12 protein-coding genes are annotated in these 17,911 nt (G+C 34.0%); 2 read left to right on the forward strand and 10 right to left on the reverse strand.

The window, feature by feature from the left end; all coding sequences use genetic code 11:
* Positions 1-106: 106 nt before the first annotated feature.
* Positions 107-2,863, forward strand: a complete 2,757-nt coding sequence (locus WHC90_RS09575) for an outer membrane beta-barrel protein (RefSeq protein ID WP_188598253.1) — start codon at positions 107-109, stop codon at positions 2,861-2,863.
* A 62-nt stretch (positions 2,864-2,925) separates the two neighbouring features.
* On the opposite strand, the gene WHC90_RS09580 is transcribed toward WHC90_RS09575, so the two are convergent.
* From WHC90_RS09580 to WHC90_RS09615, 8 genes are all read right to left on the reverse strand, one after another.
* Positions 2,926-4,413 (reverse strand): S10 family peptidase, encoded by a 1,488-nt coding sequence (locus WHC90_RS09580; RefSeq protein ID WP_188598254.1) that lies wholly within the window; start codon positions 4,411-4,413, stop codon positions 2,926-2,928.
* A gap of 79 nt (positions 4,414-4,492) precedes the next feature.
* On the reverse strand, positions 4,493-6,433 hold the full coding sequence (locus tag WHC90_RS09585) for a protein-disulfide reductase DsbD family protein (protein WP_188598255.1): 1,941 nt from the start codon (positions 6,431-6,433) through the stop codon (positions 4,493-4,495).
* A gap of 92 nt (positions 6,434-6,525) precedes the next feature.
* Entirely contained in the window at positions 6,526-7,902 is a 1,377-nt protein-coding gene (locus tag WHC90_RS09590) for a TlpA family protein disulfide reductase (protein WP_188598256.1), read from the reverse strand.
* 106 nt (positions 7,903-8,008) lie between these two features.
* On the reverse strand, positions 8,009-9,319 hold the full coding sequence (tilS, locus tag WHC90_RS09595; protein ID WP_188598257.1) for a tRNA lysidine(34) synthetase TilS: 1,311 nt from the start codon (positions 9,317-9,319) through the stop codon (positions 8,009-8,011).
* Entirely contained in the window at positions 9,312-10,151 is an 840-nt protein-coding gene (locus WHC90_RS09600) for an alpha/beta hydrolase (protein WP_188598258.1), read from the reverse strand. The genes tilS and WHC90_RS09600 overlap by 8 nt, the downstream gene beginning before the upstream one ends.
* Positions 10,152-10,176: 25 nt before the next feature.
* On the reverse strand, positions 10,177-11,484 hold the full coding sequence (locus WHC90_RS09605) for a serine hydrolase domain-containing protein (protein ID WP_188598259.1): 1,308 nt from the start codon (positions 11,482-11,484) through the stop codon (positions 10,177-10,179).
* Positions 11,484-11,732 carry a hypothetical protein gene (locus WHC90_RS09610; protein WP_188598260.1) on the reverse strand — a complete coding sequence of 83 codons (249 nt, stop codon included), beginning with the start codon at positions 11,730-11,732 and terminating at the stop codon, positions 11,484-11,486. Before WHC90_RS09610 ends, WHC90_RS09605 begins: the two co-directional genes overlap by 1 nt.
* Positions 11,732-13,042 (reverse strand): anthranilate synthase component I family protein, encoded by a 1,311-nt coding sequence (locus WHC90_RS09615; protein WP_188598261.1) that lies wholly within the window; start codon positions 13,040-13,042, stop codon positions 11,732-11,734. Before WHC90_RS09615 ends, WHC90_RS09610 begins: the two co-directional genes overlap by 1 nt.
* Before the next feature lie 193 nt (positions 13,043-13,235).
* On the opposite strand from WHC90_RS09615, the gene WHC90_RS09620 reads away from it, so the two are divergent.
* Entirely contained in the window at positions 13,236-15,056 is a 1,821-nt protein-coding gene (locus WHC90_RS09620) for a sodium:solute symporter family protein (RefSeq protein WP_188598262.1), read from the forward strand.
* Between the two features lie 10 nt (positions 15,057-15,066).
* On the opposite strand, the gene WHC90_RS09625 is transcribed toward WHC90_RS09620, so the two are convergent.
* Positions 15,067-16,281, reverse strand: coding sequence for a hypothetical protein (locus WHC90_RS09625; RefSeq protein WP_188598263.1), 1,215 nt, complete (start codon positions 16,279-16,281; stop codon positions 15,067-15,069).
* Between the two features lie 83 nt (positions 16,282-16,364).
* Positions 16,365-17,765 carry a dihydrolipoyl dehydrogenase gene (gene lpdA, locus WHC90_RS09630; RefSeq protein ID WP_373284662.1) on the reverse strand — a complete coding sequence of 467 codons (1,401 nt, stop codon included), beginning with the start codon at positions 17,763-17,765 and terminating at the stop codon, positions 16,365-16,367.
* Between the last annotated feature and the right edge of the window lie 146 nt (positions 17,766-17,911).

Genomic DNA, 17,911 nt, shown 5'->3' on the forward strand with positions numbered 1-17,911 from the left:
AAAAGAAATAGTGATTAAACCTTATACATTTCTTAATGTCTAAGCAAGTGTTGTGAAACAAGAAAGTTGACCAATTAATTTAAAAAATCAATCAAATTAAAATAGAATGACCAAAAAAATTACTTTACAAATCGTATTATTTTTTGCCTTGGCTGCACCGATGGTAGGTTGGGCGCAAACTATCACAGGGAAAGTTATCGACAGCGATAAGACTCCTTTAGAATTTGTTTCTGTTGCTGTTATTAACGCTGCAGATTCAACTTTGGTAAGTTATACAACTACCGATAAAAACGGAGCGTTTAAATTAACGCAGGTAACTGACGGAAAAAGAATTTTTCAAATCAACTTGGTTGGTTTTGCAACATATCAAAAGGTACTTGATGTAAAAGGAGCTCCTATTGAGATAGGAACAGTTACCCTTTTAGAAAAATCAAATACTTTAGATGAAATACAAATTACAGCTGTGATTCCTATTACTATTAAAAAGGATACTACTGCATTTAATACCAAAGCTTTTAAAGTTCGTGTTGATGATACAGTAGAAGACTTGCTTAAAAAATTACCTGGAGTAGAAGTAGATGCAGATGGAAAAGTAAAAGCTCAAGGTGAGGATGTCTCAAAGGTGTATGTAGATGGAAAAGAGTTTTTTAGTGGAGACCCTACAATTGCTTTAAAAAACTTATCTGCTGATGCGATTAAAAGTATTGAGTTGATTGATGAAAAAAGTGATAAAGCAAGAGTAACGGGTGTTAATGATTCAAGCAGATCTAAAGTGATCAACTTGAAATTAAAAGATGATCGTAAAGTAAATGACTTTGGTAAATTCCAAGGAGGATACGGTACAGATGATCGTTTTTTAACTAGTATTAACTACAATCGTTTTAGCCCAACAGTTCAAGCATCTGTAATAGCACGTTATAATAACATCAACAGTTCTGGATCTGATATTTCTCAGATTATGTCTTTCGGAGGCGGCGGAGGCGGTGGCTCTTATAGAATCTCTCGTGGTGGAGGTGGAGGAACTTCTTCTGGTTTCGTTACAACTGGAGTAGGAGGGCTTAACTTAGGTTATGAATTAAAACCAAAGCAAAACCTAAACGCTGATTATTTTTACAACTACTCAAATTCTGAGTCTGGTAAAGTTTCGACTAAGAAAACAGAATTTGTTGGAAATCAAACTTTGTATTCAGAAACAGAAAGTAATTCTGTAAGTACTACTAACAATCACAAGGCAAACTTTAGCTTTATTGATAGATCAAGTGCTTTAAGAACCATTAATATGCGTGGTAGAGTTAATACAAGTGAAACTGAAGGAAGCAGCGTAAATTCATTTGTAGGTTTTGACGGTAATAAAGTAAAAGATTTAGAGAATAACGGAGTATCTACAAGTAACAACAACAGTACAAACGGAAGTTTAAGCGTTGATTATATTACAAGATTTAGCGAAAAAAGTACTCGAAATATTGAAGTAGAATTAGATATGTCTTTCTCTAAAAGCAATAGTACAAGTGCTAACAGAAATGATAAGGACTATACAGATGCAACAAGAGTGGATGAGTTGGTTGTTAGTACTCAGAAACAAGAAGAGACTAATAATGATTTTGGTTTAGAAGTTAAATATACAGAGCCAATAATCAATGACAGAAATTTCATAGAAGTTGGTGTAGGTGCAGATTTTAAAAATAACAATGAGTATACTGATCAAAATCAAACCTTAAATGGATCAAACAACTTGAGCTCTACGTTTATGGCAGATTTGTTTGAAAACAGAAAAACTGTTTCTGGGAATTTAGATTATAAGTATAACAATGATAAATTAAACTTGACTTTTAGTGCAAGATTTCAAGATGTAAACCAAAACTTTGGTTTAGAGGGAGCTCCAGAATTTAATAAAAACTATTCTAGTTTAAATCCTTCTATTAATTTAAGATATAGACCTAAACAAGGAAGCTGGTTCGTTGCTCGTTTAAACAAGTCAATGAATGTGCCTAGTTTAAATCAAGTTTCTCCAGTTGTAAACAACTACAATCCATTGTTTATTAGTACAGGTAACCAAAACCTAACAGCAGAAGATAGCTACAGCGCTTTTTTAATGTATGGTATGTATGATTTTGTTTCTGGATTCAACATCTTTTCTAACTTTAACTATAGCTATACTAATAATGCAATTGTTAATACTCAAAACACAGATGTATCTACTCGTGTAAGAACAAGTAGTTATGTAAACTTAGGTACTAGAGACAATGTAAGTGCATCTCTTAACATGGGGAAACGTATGAAATCTGTCGGAATGCGATATAATGTTTCTTTAGGAGGATCAGTTAGTAACTATCAATCTGTTATCAACTCTGTAAACAATAAGACAAACACTAAAAACATAAACTTTGGTCTTACTTTAGAGAATAATGACAAGGATAATGTAGATCTTTCTACTGGTGCAACTTTTAGTAAAAGTTTTACAACGTTCTCAGGAACAACTTCTGATAGAGATTACTTACAACAAACATATTTTGTAAAGTCTGACTGGAATATTACAAAGACATTTAACTTCTCAACTCAGTTTAAATACGATATCTATACAGATAGCAGTTTTGGAACTGAACAAGCTGTGCCAATTTGGAATGCTTCTTTATCTTACGCATTCTTAAAGTCTAAAAACTTAAGTTTAATGCTTACAGCTTTAGACATGCTAAACAAAAACGTAGGTTTTGACAGAAGTAGTTCTGATAACTATTTCCAAGAAACTACTAAAGAAGTTTTAGGAACATACTATATGGTTAGTTTAACCTATACCTTAAACGGTAACAAAGGAAAAAGCAATCAAAGAGGAGGTAGACAGATTAGATCTGTTCGAATGCATTAAAATACACACATAAAAAAAAGGCTGGTAATTATACCAGCCTTTTTTATTTTAGAAGTTGTGTATTAATATTTTGCAGCTTTTCCATTGGCAGCGCTTTTCTTAATAAAGGTGCGAATATCATCATTAGCTGTTTTTAAATCGGCTCTTCTTAAATACATCATATGGCCACTTCTATACCCTTTAAAATTCATTCTATCTTTTAGTTTACCACTTGGGTCTATTTGCCACATAGTATATTTGGTGTTAAAATAAGTGGTGGCTCCATCGTAATAACCCGCCTGAAATAAAAGGTTTAGATATGGGTTTGCGGTCATGGCTTTTCTCAGGTCATCTCTTGTTGTGTTGTTGTCCCAGTTCCAAGGATGAACAGGGCCAAACATATTGTATTTAATATCGGTTTTAAAGTTTAAAAACTCCTGAATATACTTATTGATTGCTGGTGTAAAAGAATGCAGCCAAGAGGTTAATTCAGCGTTGTACTCTGGAGACACACCTGCTTCTTTCTTGTCAATTCCTAAATACCTAGAATCTAACCTTCCAATAGTTTGTCCTGTTTTGTTTCTAAGCAATTCTTTCCAAAAAAAGCTATTCGGAATTTCTAAATTGTGTTGTAATATCACCTTCTTAGAGATGCCTGTATAGTAGGCCATTTTTTCTGCAATGCGTTCTTTTTCTTGCTGGTTGATAAAACCACCTTTTGCCAACGCAGGCATTAAAACATTAATAGCAAAATTCTCTGACTCGGGCAGAATGGCATCTAAATCTTTATTTTGTAGTGCTGGATCTAGCATTTTATGATACCAAGCAGCAGCAGTAAAATATGGAAAATCAATAGATGAAGAAACTGCTTGGTCAGAATTTTTAGCATTATAATCCGCTGGTGAAACTAAAATAACACCGTTTAAATACATCCATTGACTATTTTGCAATTCTAAGGCAAGACCAGAAACTCTTGTTCCTCCGTAACTTTCTCCAATTAGATATTTAGGAGAAGACCAAAGATTATTTCTGGTAACAAAAGTATTGAGCCATTCTGCTAAATACTTAATATCAGCATTCACGCCAAAAAAATCTGCTCTGTTTACTTTTTTACCTTCGCGTTCTACAATTCTAGAATAGCCTGTGTTTACAGGGTTGATAAAAACAATGTCAGCTACATCTAAGATCGAATATGGGTTTGATTGGTAGCCATAAGGCTGAACAGGATATCCTTCATCATCAATATTTAAAATAGAAGGCCCCGTATAGGCCAAGTGCATCCAGACAGATGCAGAACCTGGTCCTCCGTTAAAAGACAAAAGCAACGGCCTGTTTTTATCTGAAGTATTGGTTCTTTTGTAGTAAGTGTAAAATAGGGTTGCTTTGGGCAGCCCATCTTCATCCCAAACGGGTTGGGTTCCTGTTGTTGCGGTATAATTAATTTTTGCACCGTTAATGGTTGTAGTGTGTGTGGTGACCACGGTGGTGTCTGCGGGGATGGTTCTTTTCTGTGCAGTTAGTGTAATAATACTGCATATAAAAGCCAAAAGGCTTAACGATTTTTTAGTCATTTGTTTCTTTTTTTTATAAAAGTAACAATTTTATCGTGAACCCTTTTGGCCTATTTTTAGCTTCTCTATAGAAAGGCTATTATTTAAATTTATTGATTCCGTCTTTTAGCCAGTTGTAATATTCTTCTACATCTGGTGTATATGCAACAGGATTATTTAAGTTTTTTTCATTGTGATCCATCAAAACATAAAAAGGCTGTGCATTGGTATTGTATTTAATTGCTTGCAATTCACTCCATTTTTTACCAATGGTTTTTAGCATTTTACCTGGCTTTAATTTTGATTCAACTATTTCATTGTCTTTTAGTTTTCTTTTGTCATCAACATACAAAGAAATCAAGACAACATCACCTTTTAAGACACTCAATACCTTTGGTTTAGCCCATACGTTTTGTTCCATTTTTCTACAGTTTACACAGGCATACCCTGTGAAATCTAATAGTACAGGTTTTCCTACTTTTTTTGCGTAGGCCAATCCTTTGTCGTAATCATTAAAAGCGAGGATATCATGAGGAGCCATTAAATGAGCTCCATCTGGAATTCCAGAATCTGATATGTTTCCTCCGCTTCCGATTTTAGAAAAGCCTACTCCATATGGAGATTCACTATAATGTTGTGGTGGTGGAAAAGCGCTAATTAAATTTAAAGGTGCGCCCCATAATCCAGGAATCATGTAAACAGTAAATGACATAACAATTAAACCTAAACTCAATCTTCCGACAGAAATATGTTCTAAAGGTGAATCGTGAGGTAATTTAATTTTACCAAATAAATAGAAGGCCAAAGCTCCAAAAATGGTAATCCAAATGGCAATAAATACTTCACGCTCTAAAAGATGCAATTGTAAAACCATGTCTGCCTGTGATAAGAATTTAAATGCTAATGCCAATTCTAAAAACCCTAAAACAACCTTTACGGTATTTAGCCAACCTCCAGATTTTGGCAATGAATTTAACCAGCCTGGGAAGGCAGCAAATAAGGCAAAAGGAATTGCTATAGCTAAAGAAAATCCTAACATACCTACAATAGGACCAATCTGACTTCCGCCAGCTGCTGCTTCTACTAATAAGGTGCCAACAATAGGTCCTGTACAAGAAAAAGATACAATTGCCAAGGCTAGGGCCATAAAGAAAATACCAATTAAGCCACCTCTATCAGCTTGTGCATCAACTTTGGTTCCCCAAGAACTCGGTAATACTATTTCGAAAGCTCCTAAAAAAGAGACTGCGAAAACAATTAATAGCAAAAAGAAAATTAGATTAAACCAAACATTCGTTGAAAGTGCGTTTAGTGCATCTGCGCCAAAAACCAAACTTACTAAGGTTCCTAGCAACACGTAAATTACGATGATTGATAAGCCGTAAATTATAGCATTTCTTATTCCTTTAGCCTTGGTTTTACTTTGCTTGGTAAAGAAGCTCACCGTCATTGGAATCATCGGGAATACACAAGGTGTAAGCAAGGCTGCAAAGCCAGAAAAGAAAGCAATAATAAAAATACTCAACAGACTATTGTTTGATGAGTCAGAGTTCGTTTTATTGTTTTTGGTCTTTGCTTGAGCGGTTGTGTTGTTTGAGTTTAGTTTAAAAGAAAAATCTTCATCAAGCTGAATACAAACCTGTTTACACACTTGACCAAACAAATTAATACTAACCATACTCACATCTGGGTTAGCCAATTTAATTCGCTGTTTTAATACCGCTTTGTCATTAAAAAACGTTTCGGTTACTCCAAAAATATCATTGAATTTTTTTATGGTATCACTTTCAATGGCCTTGCCCACTAGCTCAAAATTTTTGTCAGCCTCATCTTTAGAGATTACCATAGCAAGTGCTCCACCAACTGCGGAATACTGAGAATACAAATGCCACTCCTTTTCTATGGTTGCTGTTAGAATAATATCGTATTCTAGTTCATTAATTTTTTTAATTGATGAGTCCCATGTAACAGGCTCTTGAATTTGAGCATTTGTTGTCCATCCAGAGATGAGGAGTATAAATGCTAATACTATTTTTTTCATTTGTTTTGTGTTTTAAAAAAAATAATTTTTTTTTAAAAAAAAACCTCCATTAGTATAATGGAGACTTTTTTATTTTATTAAAATATAAAAACTTATATTTTTAATTCGTTGAATAATTCAACTAATTTTTCATCAGAAGGTCTAGGAGCATTTGCTGTTACAATATTTCCTTGAGGGTCTAACAAAATAAACTTAGGAATTCCTTTGATTAAATACCCTTCAACAAAGGCAGAGTTCCAATTGTTATCTGCAAAAACTTGTACGCCTCCTAGTTCTTTTTCTTTAATCATGTCTTTCCATTTTCCATGATCTTTAACGTCATCAATAGAAACACTTAAAAATTGAATGTTTTTACCGTGATATTGTTTTTCTACTTTCTTTAAAGAAGGAATCTCAGCCAAACAAGGTCCACACCATGTAGCCCATACATCTATATAAACATATTTACCTTTTAAATCATCTAAAGAAGTAGTTCCTCCTGCGTAGTTTTCATAATCTACAAATTTAGGAGATGGACTCCCTTTAACTAGTTCTTTTAAGACATCATACATTTCTGTAATCTGTTCATTGTTTTTAGTATCTGTAGATACAGCCATAAAGCCTTTGTAATATTCTTCAACTCTATCAGAATACGTCATATTAAAACTTACAGCATCATAGGCTAGCGTATTTCTAATTGCATCAGCTTTAATGTCTTTTATAACATCTAACATTACAATACTAGTTTCAGTGTCTTCATTTCCGTCAGCGATTTCTTTAGCCTTGTTGTTGTAGTACGCATTTACTAAACCTTTATAAGCGGTAGAAAAATTAAAATCTGCTTCATTGTTATAATCTAGAGCATCCAATTCTTTTAAGAAATCATCACTTGGTTTAAAACCTTCTTTTTTAGCATAATAAGCATGGTACACTCCGTACATGTTTAATTTTTCTAAATAAGAATAATGCAAGTTTCTTTTTTCTAAAGCCTTATATTCATCAGAAATGCCATCAGAACTCATTAATAAGTCTTCTTGTGCATTTTTTATAGCCATCATTGTAGCTTTATAGTCAGCTTCTTCTTTGGTGTAAACCTCAGTTCCGGCACCCATTAATTCAGCTCCTTTTGCTGATTTAGCAACCAGATAATTGCTAATAGCTGAACCTTCACCTGTAATCTTAAGAGAATTTTTTAAATCGTTAGCATCGTAGTTAACAGAAATGTTATTCCCAGTATTAAGATTTAATGGAGTTACGTTTCTTTCTTGTACTAGCATAAAGTCACCCGCTTTAATTTTTAACGTATCGTTAAAGCTTCCGTCTTCTGCTAAAGTAATTACTTGTTTAAAACTTCTGTCTGTAGTCCCATAAAGAGTTACCTCATTGGTTGTAGCATTTGTAATTTGTCCAGAGATTAGTGCATAATCTACAGGTTCATTCTTACATGATACTATCGCGATAGCAGCGATAAATAACCATAATTTTTTCATAATATTGTTGTTGTTTGAATTATTTAGGCTCTAAATGTACAAAAAACCATTAGAAATGATATTTTTTTATATAAATAAATAGGTGTAAGATAATTTTTTAATAAAATTATTGCGAAATTAAGAGCGTTTTAGCCGTTTTATTATTGACCATAAATCTGCGATCCTGTCTTTTACCCACAACCCAAACGATTTCATTTTCTGAACACAATAACCAGGTATTTTCTTTGTCAATTAATGAGTATTTTTCATCTTTAAAATAGTTGCTAAGTTTTTTTTTGCCTTTCATTCCAGAGGGGTAAAAAACATCTCCATTTTTCCATTTTCTCAGACACAATGGGTATTTTATGAGTTTTTGATCTACATAAATTTGTGTTTTCTCTTTTGAACCCGTTTCTGAAACTTCTGTAAAACTTAATGAAATGGGCTGTTCAATTTTGGCAGTATCTTTCTCAATAAAAAAAGTTTCTTCAATAGAGTTGCTGGTTTTTTTTTCTGATAAAAGTAAAAAACCTCTGTCTTTAAGCAATTGATGAGTTTTTGAAAAGACCATTTTTCCAGTTTGTGCCTCTAGTAAATGATAGACATCTTCCCAGGCTGTAAAATGATAGTCTTTTAAAAGCTGATACAAAATAGTTTTAGGGTTTTTGCTTTTTTGAAGTTTTTCTATGTCTATTTTGATCAGTCCATTTGGCTCTTCTGTCCAAGTTTGTTGTTTTATTGATTGGATGGTTTCATCAATAAAATCTTGGCTTTGTTTTAAAAAGGTTGTAGTCTTCTGAAAGGAATCTAATAAGCTAGGGTTTAGTTCTTTTAAAACGGGAACAATTTGATGCCTGATTTTATTGCGAAGGTATTTTGTAGATGCATTGCTTTGATCTTCTCTCCAATTTAATTTTGTTGAGATTGCAAACTGTTCTATTTCTGCTCTAGAAAATGGGAGTAAAGGTCTTGCGATATGATCATTTACAGTAGGGATTCCAAGAAGTCCCTCCAGGCCAGTTCCTCTGCTTAAATTAATAAGAAAAGTCTCTAAATTATCATCTAAATGATGTCCCGTTAAAACATAGTCATACTGATGGTTTTGCAACAGCTCTTGAAACCATTCATACCGCAATTCTCTGGCAGTAACCTGAATAGAACTGCTGTTCTTTTTTGCAATCTTAGCTGTGTCAAATGATTTAAGATGAGTCTGAATTTTTAATGCACTTCCTAGCTCTAAAACAAAGGTTTCATCCAAATCACTTTCTATACCTCGTAAATTAAAATTGCAATGTGCAATGGAAATGGTGTAATCTAGTTGATGTAAAACTTGGGTTAAAACAACACTGTCCACTCCTCCTGAAACAGCGATAAGCAATGAAGCCTTCTTTAAAAATGGAAGCTCTTGAGAAATATGTGTCTCTACTTTTTTAAGCATTTTTAAGGGTTAACATGTTATCTATCCAGTGAGTAATATCTTTTAATAGTGTTTCTTTACACAAATCATTATGTAGTTCATGAGCTCCATTTGGGTAGCTTTTAAAAGTTGCTAGTTTGGTTTTACTAGCAAATTCTTCAGAGCCATGATAATCAATTATATGATCTCCGGTTCCATGAACAATTAAAGTAGGCGTTTTTAAATTAGGCGCATTTTCAATTGCCCAAGCTCCTGTATCAATGAAAGTTAATGAGTAATTTGGGCTAATCCGATCGTGAACCAAAGGATCATTGATGTATTTCTGAACTTCTATTGGGTCTCTAGAGATATCTTTAGGGTCTAGCTCATTATTTAGCGTTAAAGAAGGAGCAATTTTTTGCAGGTATTTTCCTAAAGTTAATTTCCATTTTGGTGGTTGAAAAGCCAATCTTAAGAAAGGACTAGAAGCAATAATTCCAGTTAGATTGTTGTCTTTTCTTAGCGCATAATTAAGAACTACATTTCCTCCCATAGAGTGGCCGTACAAAAACAAAGGCAAGTCAGAAAACACAGTCTTAGCTTTATCTATTACCTGGTCAAGACTCTCTAAGACAGCCTCAAAACTAGGGCAGTGGCCACGTTTTCCAGAAGTTTTTCCATGTCCAAATTGATCAAATGCAACGACCGAAAACCCATTTTGGATTAGACTTGGAACGACAAATTCTGCATACCTACTAGAGTGTTCTCCCATTCCATGAACCAAAATTACCACAGCCTTGGTATTTGTTGATTGCCAATATTGGCCATAAAACAACTCCTTGTAAAGTGTAAAGTTAAATTCGTGATGCTTCATAAAATCAATTGTTTGTTTTGTAAAGCTACTTGTTTATTTTCATTTCTTTAATTGCTTGATAAAAAACCTGCTGTACTTTAGGCCTAATATTTAGCTCATAAATGTTTCGATGTGTTCTAGACGGGTAAACTCTGTTTGATAAAAAGATAAATACGAGATCATTTTTTGGGTCTGCCCAAACAAAGGTACCTGTAAATCCACCATGACCAAAGCTTTCTTGACTTACTTCTGGAGCAGGATAAGACTGAGTAATATCTAAAGTATCATTTCCTAACAAAGGTTTGTCAAAACCTAAGCCTCTTCGATTGTCGTTTTCTGGATACTGTACTTTGGTAAATTCTTTCAGTGTGCGTTTTGAAATGTATTGTTTGTAATTGTAATAGCCATAGTTAGCATACATCTGCATAATTTTTGCCAAGTCCATAGCAGAACCAAACAAACCTGCATTGCCAGAGATGCCGCCCATTAACGCTGCATTTTCATCGTGAACCCAATTTTGAGTAAGCTCTTTTCTAAATACTGAATCATACTCTGTGGGTACAATTGCATTTGATAGGCTTCTATGCTCAGGCAAATAACCCAAAGAACTTGCACCTAAAGGGGTGTAAAATTGCTCTTGAAGATATAAAGCATAATCAACATTTGTGATGTCAGAAATTAGTTTGGGAAACAACAAAAAAGCCAGTCCAGAATAGGTGTATTTTTTTTCTTCTGAAACCTTTGATCGCGTAATCTGTCGGTACATTTTGTTTTTAAAACGATCTTTGACAAATAGTTGTTTATAAGCCTGACTTGTAAATCGGTTTTTGTCTTTTTTTTGTATAAAACGGGGTTTAACAGTCTTGTCTTTTTTTAGCACTTCGTTTAAAAAAACAATATAAGGTTCAAGACCAGCTTGATGTGCTAAAATTTCACGAAGACTAAGGTTTTTTTTATCACTTCGACCTTTCCAAGGCTTCCAATACTTGCTAAAAGGAAGGTCTAAATCAATTTTTCCTTCATCATACAATTTCATAATTGCGGGCAAAGGCCCTAGGATTTTTGTTACTGAGGCAAGGTCATAGACATCGTTAAGACTTACTTTTACAAGGCTGTCGTATGAGTGAAACCCATAGGCTTTGTGAAAAATAATTTTATGATTTTTAGCCACCAAAACCTGAGCTCCAGGAAAGGCTTGTTTTACAATTGCATCATTTAGGATTGAATCTACTTTTGTGTGTATGTACAGAGAGTCCATCCCAACTTCTGAAGGATTTCCATGGTGTAATTTCTGAGCACTTAGGGAGCTGCACAAAAGACAGAATAACCAAAAAAGTGCTTTTACAGTATGCATTAGTGTGCGTTTTTCTTATTTTTTAATAACCAAACTTGGATAGTCTTTTTTAAAGATTGCTCTGGTTTTGGCAAAGGAATGGTCCTGCCAAATTGTTTGCTCCTGTTAAATTTAGAGTAATTAATTTTATGTTGTTTCCAATCTTCTGGGTATGACTTTATAAAAGTATGAAATAATTCCTGCACCTGGTAGGGCTTTTCAAGACGTTCACAAAGAAGTTCTAATTTGTTTTCTAGTTCTGGGATCATTATTGTACTGCGTTTTTAAGAACATATTTCATTGCTTTGGCTTTTAGTAAGCATTCTTCATATTCTTTTTCTGGAGTGGATTTTGCCGTAATTGCTCCTCCGACAGAAAAAGAAAGGTATTTGTTTTCACGATTGTATAAAATGCTTCTAATAATCACATTAAAATCAAAATCGCCTTCAGGAGTAAAGTATCCGACGGCTCCAGAATACACCCCTCGTTTGGTTTCTTCTAGTGTTTCAATAATTTTCATGGCAGAAACTTTTGGTGCGCCTGTCATGCTTCCCATCGGAAACGTATCTTTAAGTAACTGAACAGGGTTTAGGGTTTCAGGAACTTCAGAGCTGATGGTTGAGATGAGTTGATGAACCTGCTTAAAACTATACACTTTACACAACTCGGTCACTTTTACACTGCCTTTTATAGCTGTTTTAGAGAGGTCATTTCTAACCAAATCAACAATCATGATATTTTCTGAGCGCTCTTTTTCATCTCTAGCCAAATCTAAAGCAATTTGATCATCATCTATTTTGCTTCTCAATCTTTTAGCTGTCCCCTTAATGGGTTGCGAAATTACTGTAGTACCATCTTTTTTTAAATAGCGTTCTGGAGAAGCTGATAAGATAAACTGCTCATCCATTTTAAAAAATGTGGCAAAAGGAGGCTCTGAGATAGCATTTAAATGTTGGTAGACTTCCAATGGGTCTATCTGTGCATTTTCTGAGTAAAACTCTTGACAAAAATTAGCCTCATAGATATCTCCTCGATGGATGTGCTGTAAAATAGTATTCACTTTTTGATAATAATCATCTTTGTGAATTCTCAATTTTATAGGGTTGGTTTTACTGCTTTTTGAACTTGCTTTTTTGGCAATTTTAAAATTTTTGATCGATTCAAAATCTTGTTCAATCTCATCCTCGATAAATTTAAGGTACTTAAATGTCACCAAATTGTCTTTGATAAAAACAATGCGTTGAGGTTGGTAAAAAAACAAATCAGCAAAATCCAAACCATCATAATTGTTTGATTCTAGAGTTTCCACATCATTTTTTAAATCATAGCTGAGGTAGCCAAACAAATAATCTCTTGTGAGACTTTGAAACTCATTTAGCTTTTCAAAAGCAGCACTAAAATCAGTTTTAATTGAAGTAAATTCTTCTGCAGCTAAAACGGTATCAAAAGATGAATGCTGCTGTGTATACTGATTAGAGTCTAACCAAGAAATGGTTTCAAATTGTTGAGCCCACTCCAAAAGCTGTTGCTTAAAGACTTTACTGTTTTTTAGTTTAAAGTGTTTCTCTGTTCTTTGCATTGAACTGCAAAAATACAAATCTTAATTGAGGGTTTTGGCTCTTTTTTTAAAGACTTATTGCTAGACAAAGTCGCTAGATTTTGTAAATATTTTTAAAAGCAGTGGTGGTTTCTCAATTTTTAATTAGTTTTAGACCTTTGATAATTTTCAAAAACAAACAAACCTCCTTTACACTTAAAAGATATAGAACATTATGGTTAGCTTAAGTTCACTTGATTATATACTAATTATATCGTTTTTTGCGATTACTTTATTTATAGGAATCTATGTCTCGAGGAAATCGGGCAAGAACTCTTCTGAGTTTTTCTTATCAGGAAGAAATATGCCTTGGTGGTTGTTGGGTTTATCAATGGTGGCAACAACCTTTTCTACCGATACTCCAAATTTAGTTACAGATATCGTTCGTAATAATGGTGTTTCAGGAAACTGGGTTTGGTGGGCCTTTTTAATTACGGGTTTACTAACTGTTTTTGTCTATGCAAAGTTGTGGAGAAAGTCTGCAGTAAATACAGATATAGAATATTACGAATTGCGTTACGGTGGAAAGCCAGCAAAGTTTTTAAGAAAGTTTAGAGCGATTTATTTAGGCGTTGTCTTTAATATTTTAGCAATGTCTGCTGTTACTTTGGCAGCGATAAAAATCGGGCAAATTATGTTGGGCTTAGAGCCGTGGGAAACAGTAATTTATGCAGGAGTAATTACCGTAATTTTTAGTGCTGTTGGAGGGTTTAAAGGCGTAGTTTATACAGATTTTTTATTGTTTTTTGTGGCAATGGCTGGAGCTATCGGAGCTGCGTATTATTTGGTTAATATTCCAGAAGTTGGAGGCTTAGAGGCGTTGTTTGCAAATGAAAATGTGGCTGATAAATTATCGCTTTTGCCAGATTTTAATGATAAATCGGCATTGATAACCTTATTGATAATTCCATTGGCGGTTCAGTGGTGGAGTGCTTGGTACCCTGGAGCAGAGCCTGGAGGAGGAGGTTATATTGCCCAAAGAATGTTGGCTGCAAAAGATGAAAATCATGCAATTGGTGCCACCTTCTTTTTTAACATTATGCATTATGCTTTACGTCCTTGGCCGTGGATAATTGTTGCTTTGGCTTCTTTGGTTTTGTATCCAGATTTGGCAAGCATTCAAGAAGCTTTTCCAAATGTATCACCAGATAAATTAGGTCATGATCTGGCCTATTCTGCCATGTTAACAAAGCTTCCTAGTGGATTGTTAGGATTGGTATTAGCCTCTTTAGTTGCTGCTTATATGAGTACAATTTCTACCCATTTAAATTGGGGCTCTTCTTATATCGTAAATGATTTTTACAAACAGCAAATTAACCCAGGAGCTTCAGAAAAAAAGTTAGTGGCAGTTGGAAGATTATCAACGGTTGTTTTAATGATTTGTAGTGCCTTGTTAGCCTTGGTTTTACAAAATGCCTTACAATTGTTCGATGTTATTTTAATGTTTGGAGCCGGAACAGGATTGATTTTTATCTTGCGTTGGTTCTGGTGGAGAATTAATGCATGGAGTGAGATTGCTGCTATGTTTTCATCAGGAATTATTTCTATCATTATCAATTTTACTTCAGTTGGAGTATTTTTATTTGGCACAAAGACAGCTGCTGGTGTTTTACCAGATTGGTCAAGATTCCCAATAGTTGTTTTAATTACGACGATTATTTGGTTGCTAGTTACATTTTTAACCCAACCAGAGCGTACAGATGTATTGCGTAATTTTTATCAAAAAATTCAACCAGGAGGCCCAGGATGGGCAAAAGTAATTGACGATGCAAAATTAGAGAATATTGATATCGTAAATGATAAAGAAGGCTGGAGTGTTCCTTCAGGAATTCTAGCAATGTTGTTGGGCTGTGTGTTTATTTACAGCTGTTTGTTTGCCACCGGATATTGGATCTATGGAGAAACCACCTTGGCAATCAGTATTACAATTACCGCCATTGTTAGTGGATATTTATTAAAAAGAGTTTGGGTTAAAATTAGAGCAAAAGTTTTATAAGCTTTTAATCTTATTTAGAAATCGGGATTTGAATGCTAATCCCGGTTTGTGCATCGGGAGCATTATTGACCAATAAATCTTCTTTTAAATACAAGATGATTTTATAATTTGGTCTTCCGTAAGAATACAAAAATGTCCAAGCAGACAGTCCTTCGTATAAGGTTGTAAATCCGTGTTGCCAACCCGCTTTTATTTCTTGCCACTTCCCTTTTAAATGATAATAGCTAACTTCGTCATGTTTGTTATACCTTGTTTGAAATTGGTAATGAATCCCAAAGGAATGATAGTTCTTTTTTTTTGTGTACTTGGTAAATTCTATTTCACTTTCTAGGCTTCCTAAAAAGCGATTATTTCCTAAATCAACCACCTCTTTAAAGTTGATGAGATTTTTTCTTAGTAGACTTCCACCTGCTGCGATATTGAATTCGTTTTTGTTTTTTAGCTGAATCTTTTTAATCAGGTTTGCAGAAAACCCAACATCTACCGATGAATTAAATTTGGAGGTATTGATTCCGATATGTGTTCCGAAATTGACATACAACTGTTGCTTTTTATTTATTAGAAATTGAGGGTAATAATGATGATTGAATTCAATTCCGCCTAAAAAGAAATCATTGTTTTCTAACTCTAAAACATTTCCATAACGATCCGTATATTTAAAATTCACTTCATTTAGACCGTAATATCTTCTTCCATAAGGATCTTCTCCACCAGCTATATTGCTGTGAAACCACTCGATGCTTTCATCACTGGTAATCAAAGAAAAAGGATCATTTCCTTTAGTAATTAAATAGGAGCGTAGCGCAATACCAAGTTCGTGTTTTTTGCCAATAGGAAAGGCTATCTGCAATCGAAATCCTCTTATAACAGCATCGATATTAATATTAGCATATTCTGCGGGTGTTGTTGCTTGGTCAGTAAAGGCAAACTGTCTGTTATACCAAATTTGTTTGCTAAAGCTTTCTCTAATGCTTGGATCTTTTGGTAAATACATTTCTACAAATGGATGAAATGTATTTCCACTTTCTGAGCTAAAAGTAAAAGTAGTTTTTGTTGGAGCTTTTAATTTAAAATTTTGATTGATTCTTGCGCTAAAAATCCCAAAATGATGTGTGGTTAACAAACTCGGGTTCTCAATTCCATTTTTAAAATACAAGCTGTCTTTTTCTTGTGAAAAAGAAAGGAGTGAGGTAAGAAAAAATACAAACAAAAACAGTTTTTGCATTTGATAAAAATACGCTAAAGTTTTAAAAATAAAAAAGCAACTCAGTTGAGTTGCTTTTTTTAATAATTAGATAAATTTATTTTTTAAGCATTTAAAGGCTTACCGTCCCAAGCAGCTTTAGCCGCCTCTTTAATAGCTTCAGAATAGGTTGGGTGTCCATGACAGATTCTTGCCAAGTCTTCTGCAGAAGCTTTGTATTCCATCGCTACTGCTGCTTCCATAATTAAATCTGCAGCACGTGCTCCAACAATGTGCACCCCTAAGATTTCATCTGTATTTTTATCAGCTAGAATTTTAACAAATCCATCAATATCTCCACTGGCTCTAGATCTTCCTAAAGCACGCATAGAAAATTTACCAGTTTTGTATGTAATACCCTCACTTTTTAGTTGATCTTCTGTTTTTCCAACAGCAGCAACTTCTGGCCAAGTATACACAACTCCAGGAATTAAATTATAATCAATATGAGGTTTTTGCCCTGCTAAATGCTCAGCAACCACAACACCTTCTTCTTCTGCTTTATGAGCTAGCATAGCTCCTGTGATAACATCGCCAATGGCATAAATATTAGAAACAGAAGTTTGTAAATGCTCATTTACTTCAACCTGATTTCTTTTATTTAATTGTACGCCTACGTTTTCTAAGCCCAATCCTTGAGTAAAAGGTTTTCTTCCTACAGCAACCAAACAATAGTCTCCAGTAAACACAACTTCTCTGTCTTTTTTATCGGTAGCTTTAACGATTACTTCATTACCCTTTCTTTCAACAGCAGTTACACCGTGGCTCACAGCAAATTTGATTCCTTGCTTCTTAAGTACTTTCTGTAACTCTTTAGAAACATCAGCATCCATGGTTGGTGTAATTTTATCGGCATATTCTACCACTGTAACATCTGCGCCTAAACGCTTGTAAACAGAACCTAGCTCAAGCCCAATTACTCCACCGCCAATTACGATTAAATGTTTTGGAATTTCTTTTAGTTTTAAGGCTTCTGTAGAAGTGATAATACGTTCTTTATCTATAGAAATAAACGGTAAAGAAGCAGGTTTAGATCCTGTAGCAATAATAATATTTGTTCCTTCAATGGTTTCTTCTGAACCATCATTTTTTGTAATTTTTACATGTGTAGCATCTACAAATGATCCCAATCCTTCAAAAACATCTACACTGTTTTTGTCCATTAAGTATTTAATACCTCCGGTCGTAGTTTCTACAATTCCAGCTTTACGCTCAACCATTTTTGAGAAATCTACCTTAGGTGTTTCAACAGTAATCCCGTGTGCATCAAAATGATTTACGGCATCATAAAAATGATGAGAAGAATCAAGTAATGCTTTAGATGGAATACATCCAACATTTGTACAGGTTCCCCCTAGTGTTGCGTATTTTTCAATGATTGCTACTTTTTTTCCTAACTGAGAAGCTCTGATTGCGGCAATATATCCACCAGGACCAGAACCAATAACGACGATATCGTATTTCATGATATTATATATTTGAGTATGTCTTTAATACGCTAATAAAGCATGCATTTTGCATACATTTTTTCTATGACAAAAATAAAACAATATTGTTGAAAAACCGAAGAATAGCAGATAATTACTATCTTTAATTTTTTAAAATACTGAAC

Origin of the sequence: Polaribacter pacificus, assembly GCF_038024035.1 — a bacterium.
In the GTDB taxonomy this organism is placed as follows: domain Bacteria; phylum Bacteroidota; class Bacteroidia; order Flavobacteriales; family Flavobacteriaceae; genus Polaribacter; species Polaribacter pacificus.

Coding starts and splice junctions, on each gene's coding strand:
- WHC90_RS09575 (WP_188598253.1), top strand. CDS start 107: ATGACCAAAAAAATTACTTTACAAATCGTATTATTTTTTGCCTTGGCT.
- WHC90_RS09580 (WP_188598254.1), bottom strand. CDS start 4,413: ATGACTAAAAAATCGTTAAGCCTTTTGGCTTTTATATGCAGTATTATT.
- WHC90_RS09585 (WP_188598255.1), bottom strand. CDS start 6,433: ATGAAAAAAATAGTATTAGCATTTATACTCCTCATCTCTGGATGGACA.
- WHC90_RS09590 (WP_188598256.1), bottom strand. CDS start 7,902: ATGAAAAAATTATGGTTATTTATCGCTGCTATCGCGATAGTATCATGT.
- tilS (WP_188598257.1), bottom strand. CDS start 9,319: ATGCTTAAAAAAGTAGAGACACATATTTCTCAAGAGCTTCCATTTTTA.
- WHC90_RS09600 (WP_188598258.1), bottom strand. CDS start 10,151: ATGAAGCATCACGAATTTAACTTTACACTTTACAAGGAGTTGTTTTAT.
- WHC90_RS09605 (WP_188598259.1), bottom strand. CDS start 11,484: ATGCATACTGTAAAAGCACTTTTTTGGTTATTCTGTCTTTTGTGCAGC.
- WHC90_RS09610 (WP_188598260.1), bottom strand. CDS start 11,732: ATGATCCCAGAACTAGAAAACAAATTAGAACTTCTTTGTGAACGTCTT.
- WHC90_RS09615 (WP_188598261.1), bottom strand. CDS start 13,042: ATGCAAAGAACAGAGAAACACTTTAAACTAAAAAACAGTAAAGTCTTT.
- WHC90_RS09620 (WP_188598262.1), top strand. CDS start 13,236: ATGGTTAGCTTAAGTTCACTTGATTATATACTAATTATATCGTTTTTT.
- WHC90_RS09625 (WP_188598263.1), bottom strand. CDS start 16,281: ATGCAAAAACTGTTTTTGTTTGTATTTTTTCTTACCTCACTCCTTTCT.
- lpdA (WP_373284662.1), bottom strand. CDS start 17,765: ATGAAATACGATATCGTCGTTATTGGTTCTGGTCCTGGTGGATATATT.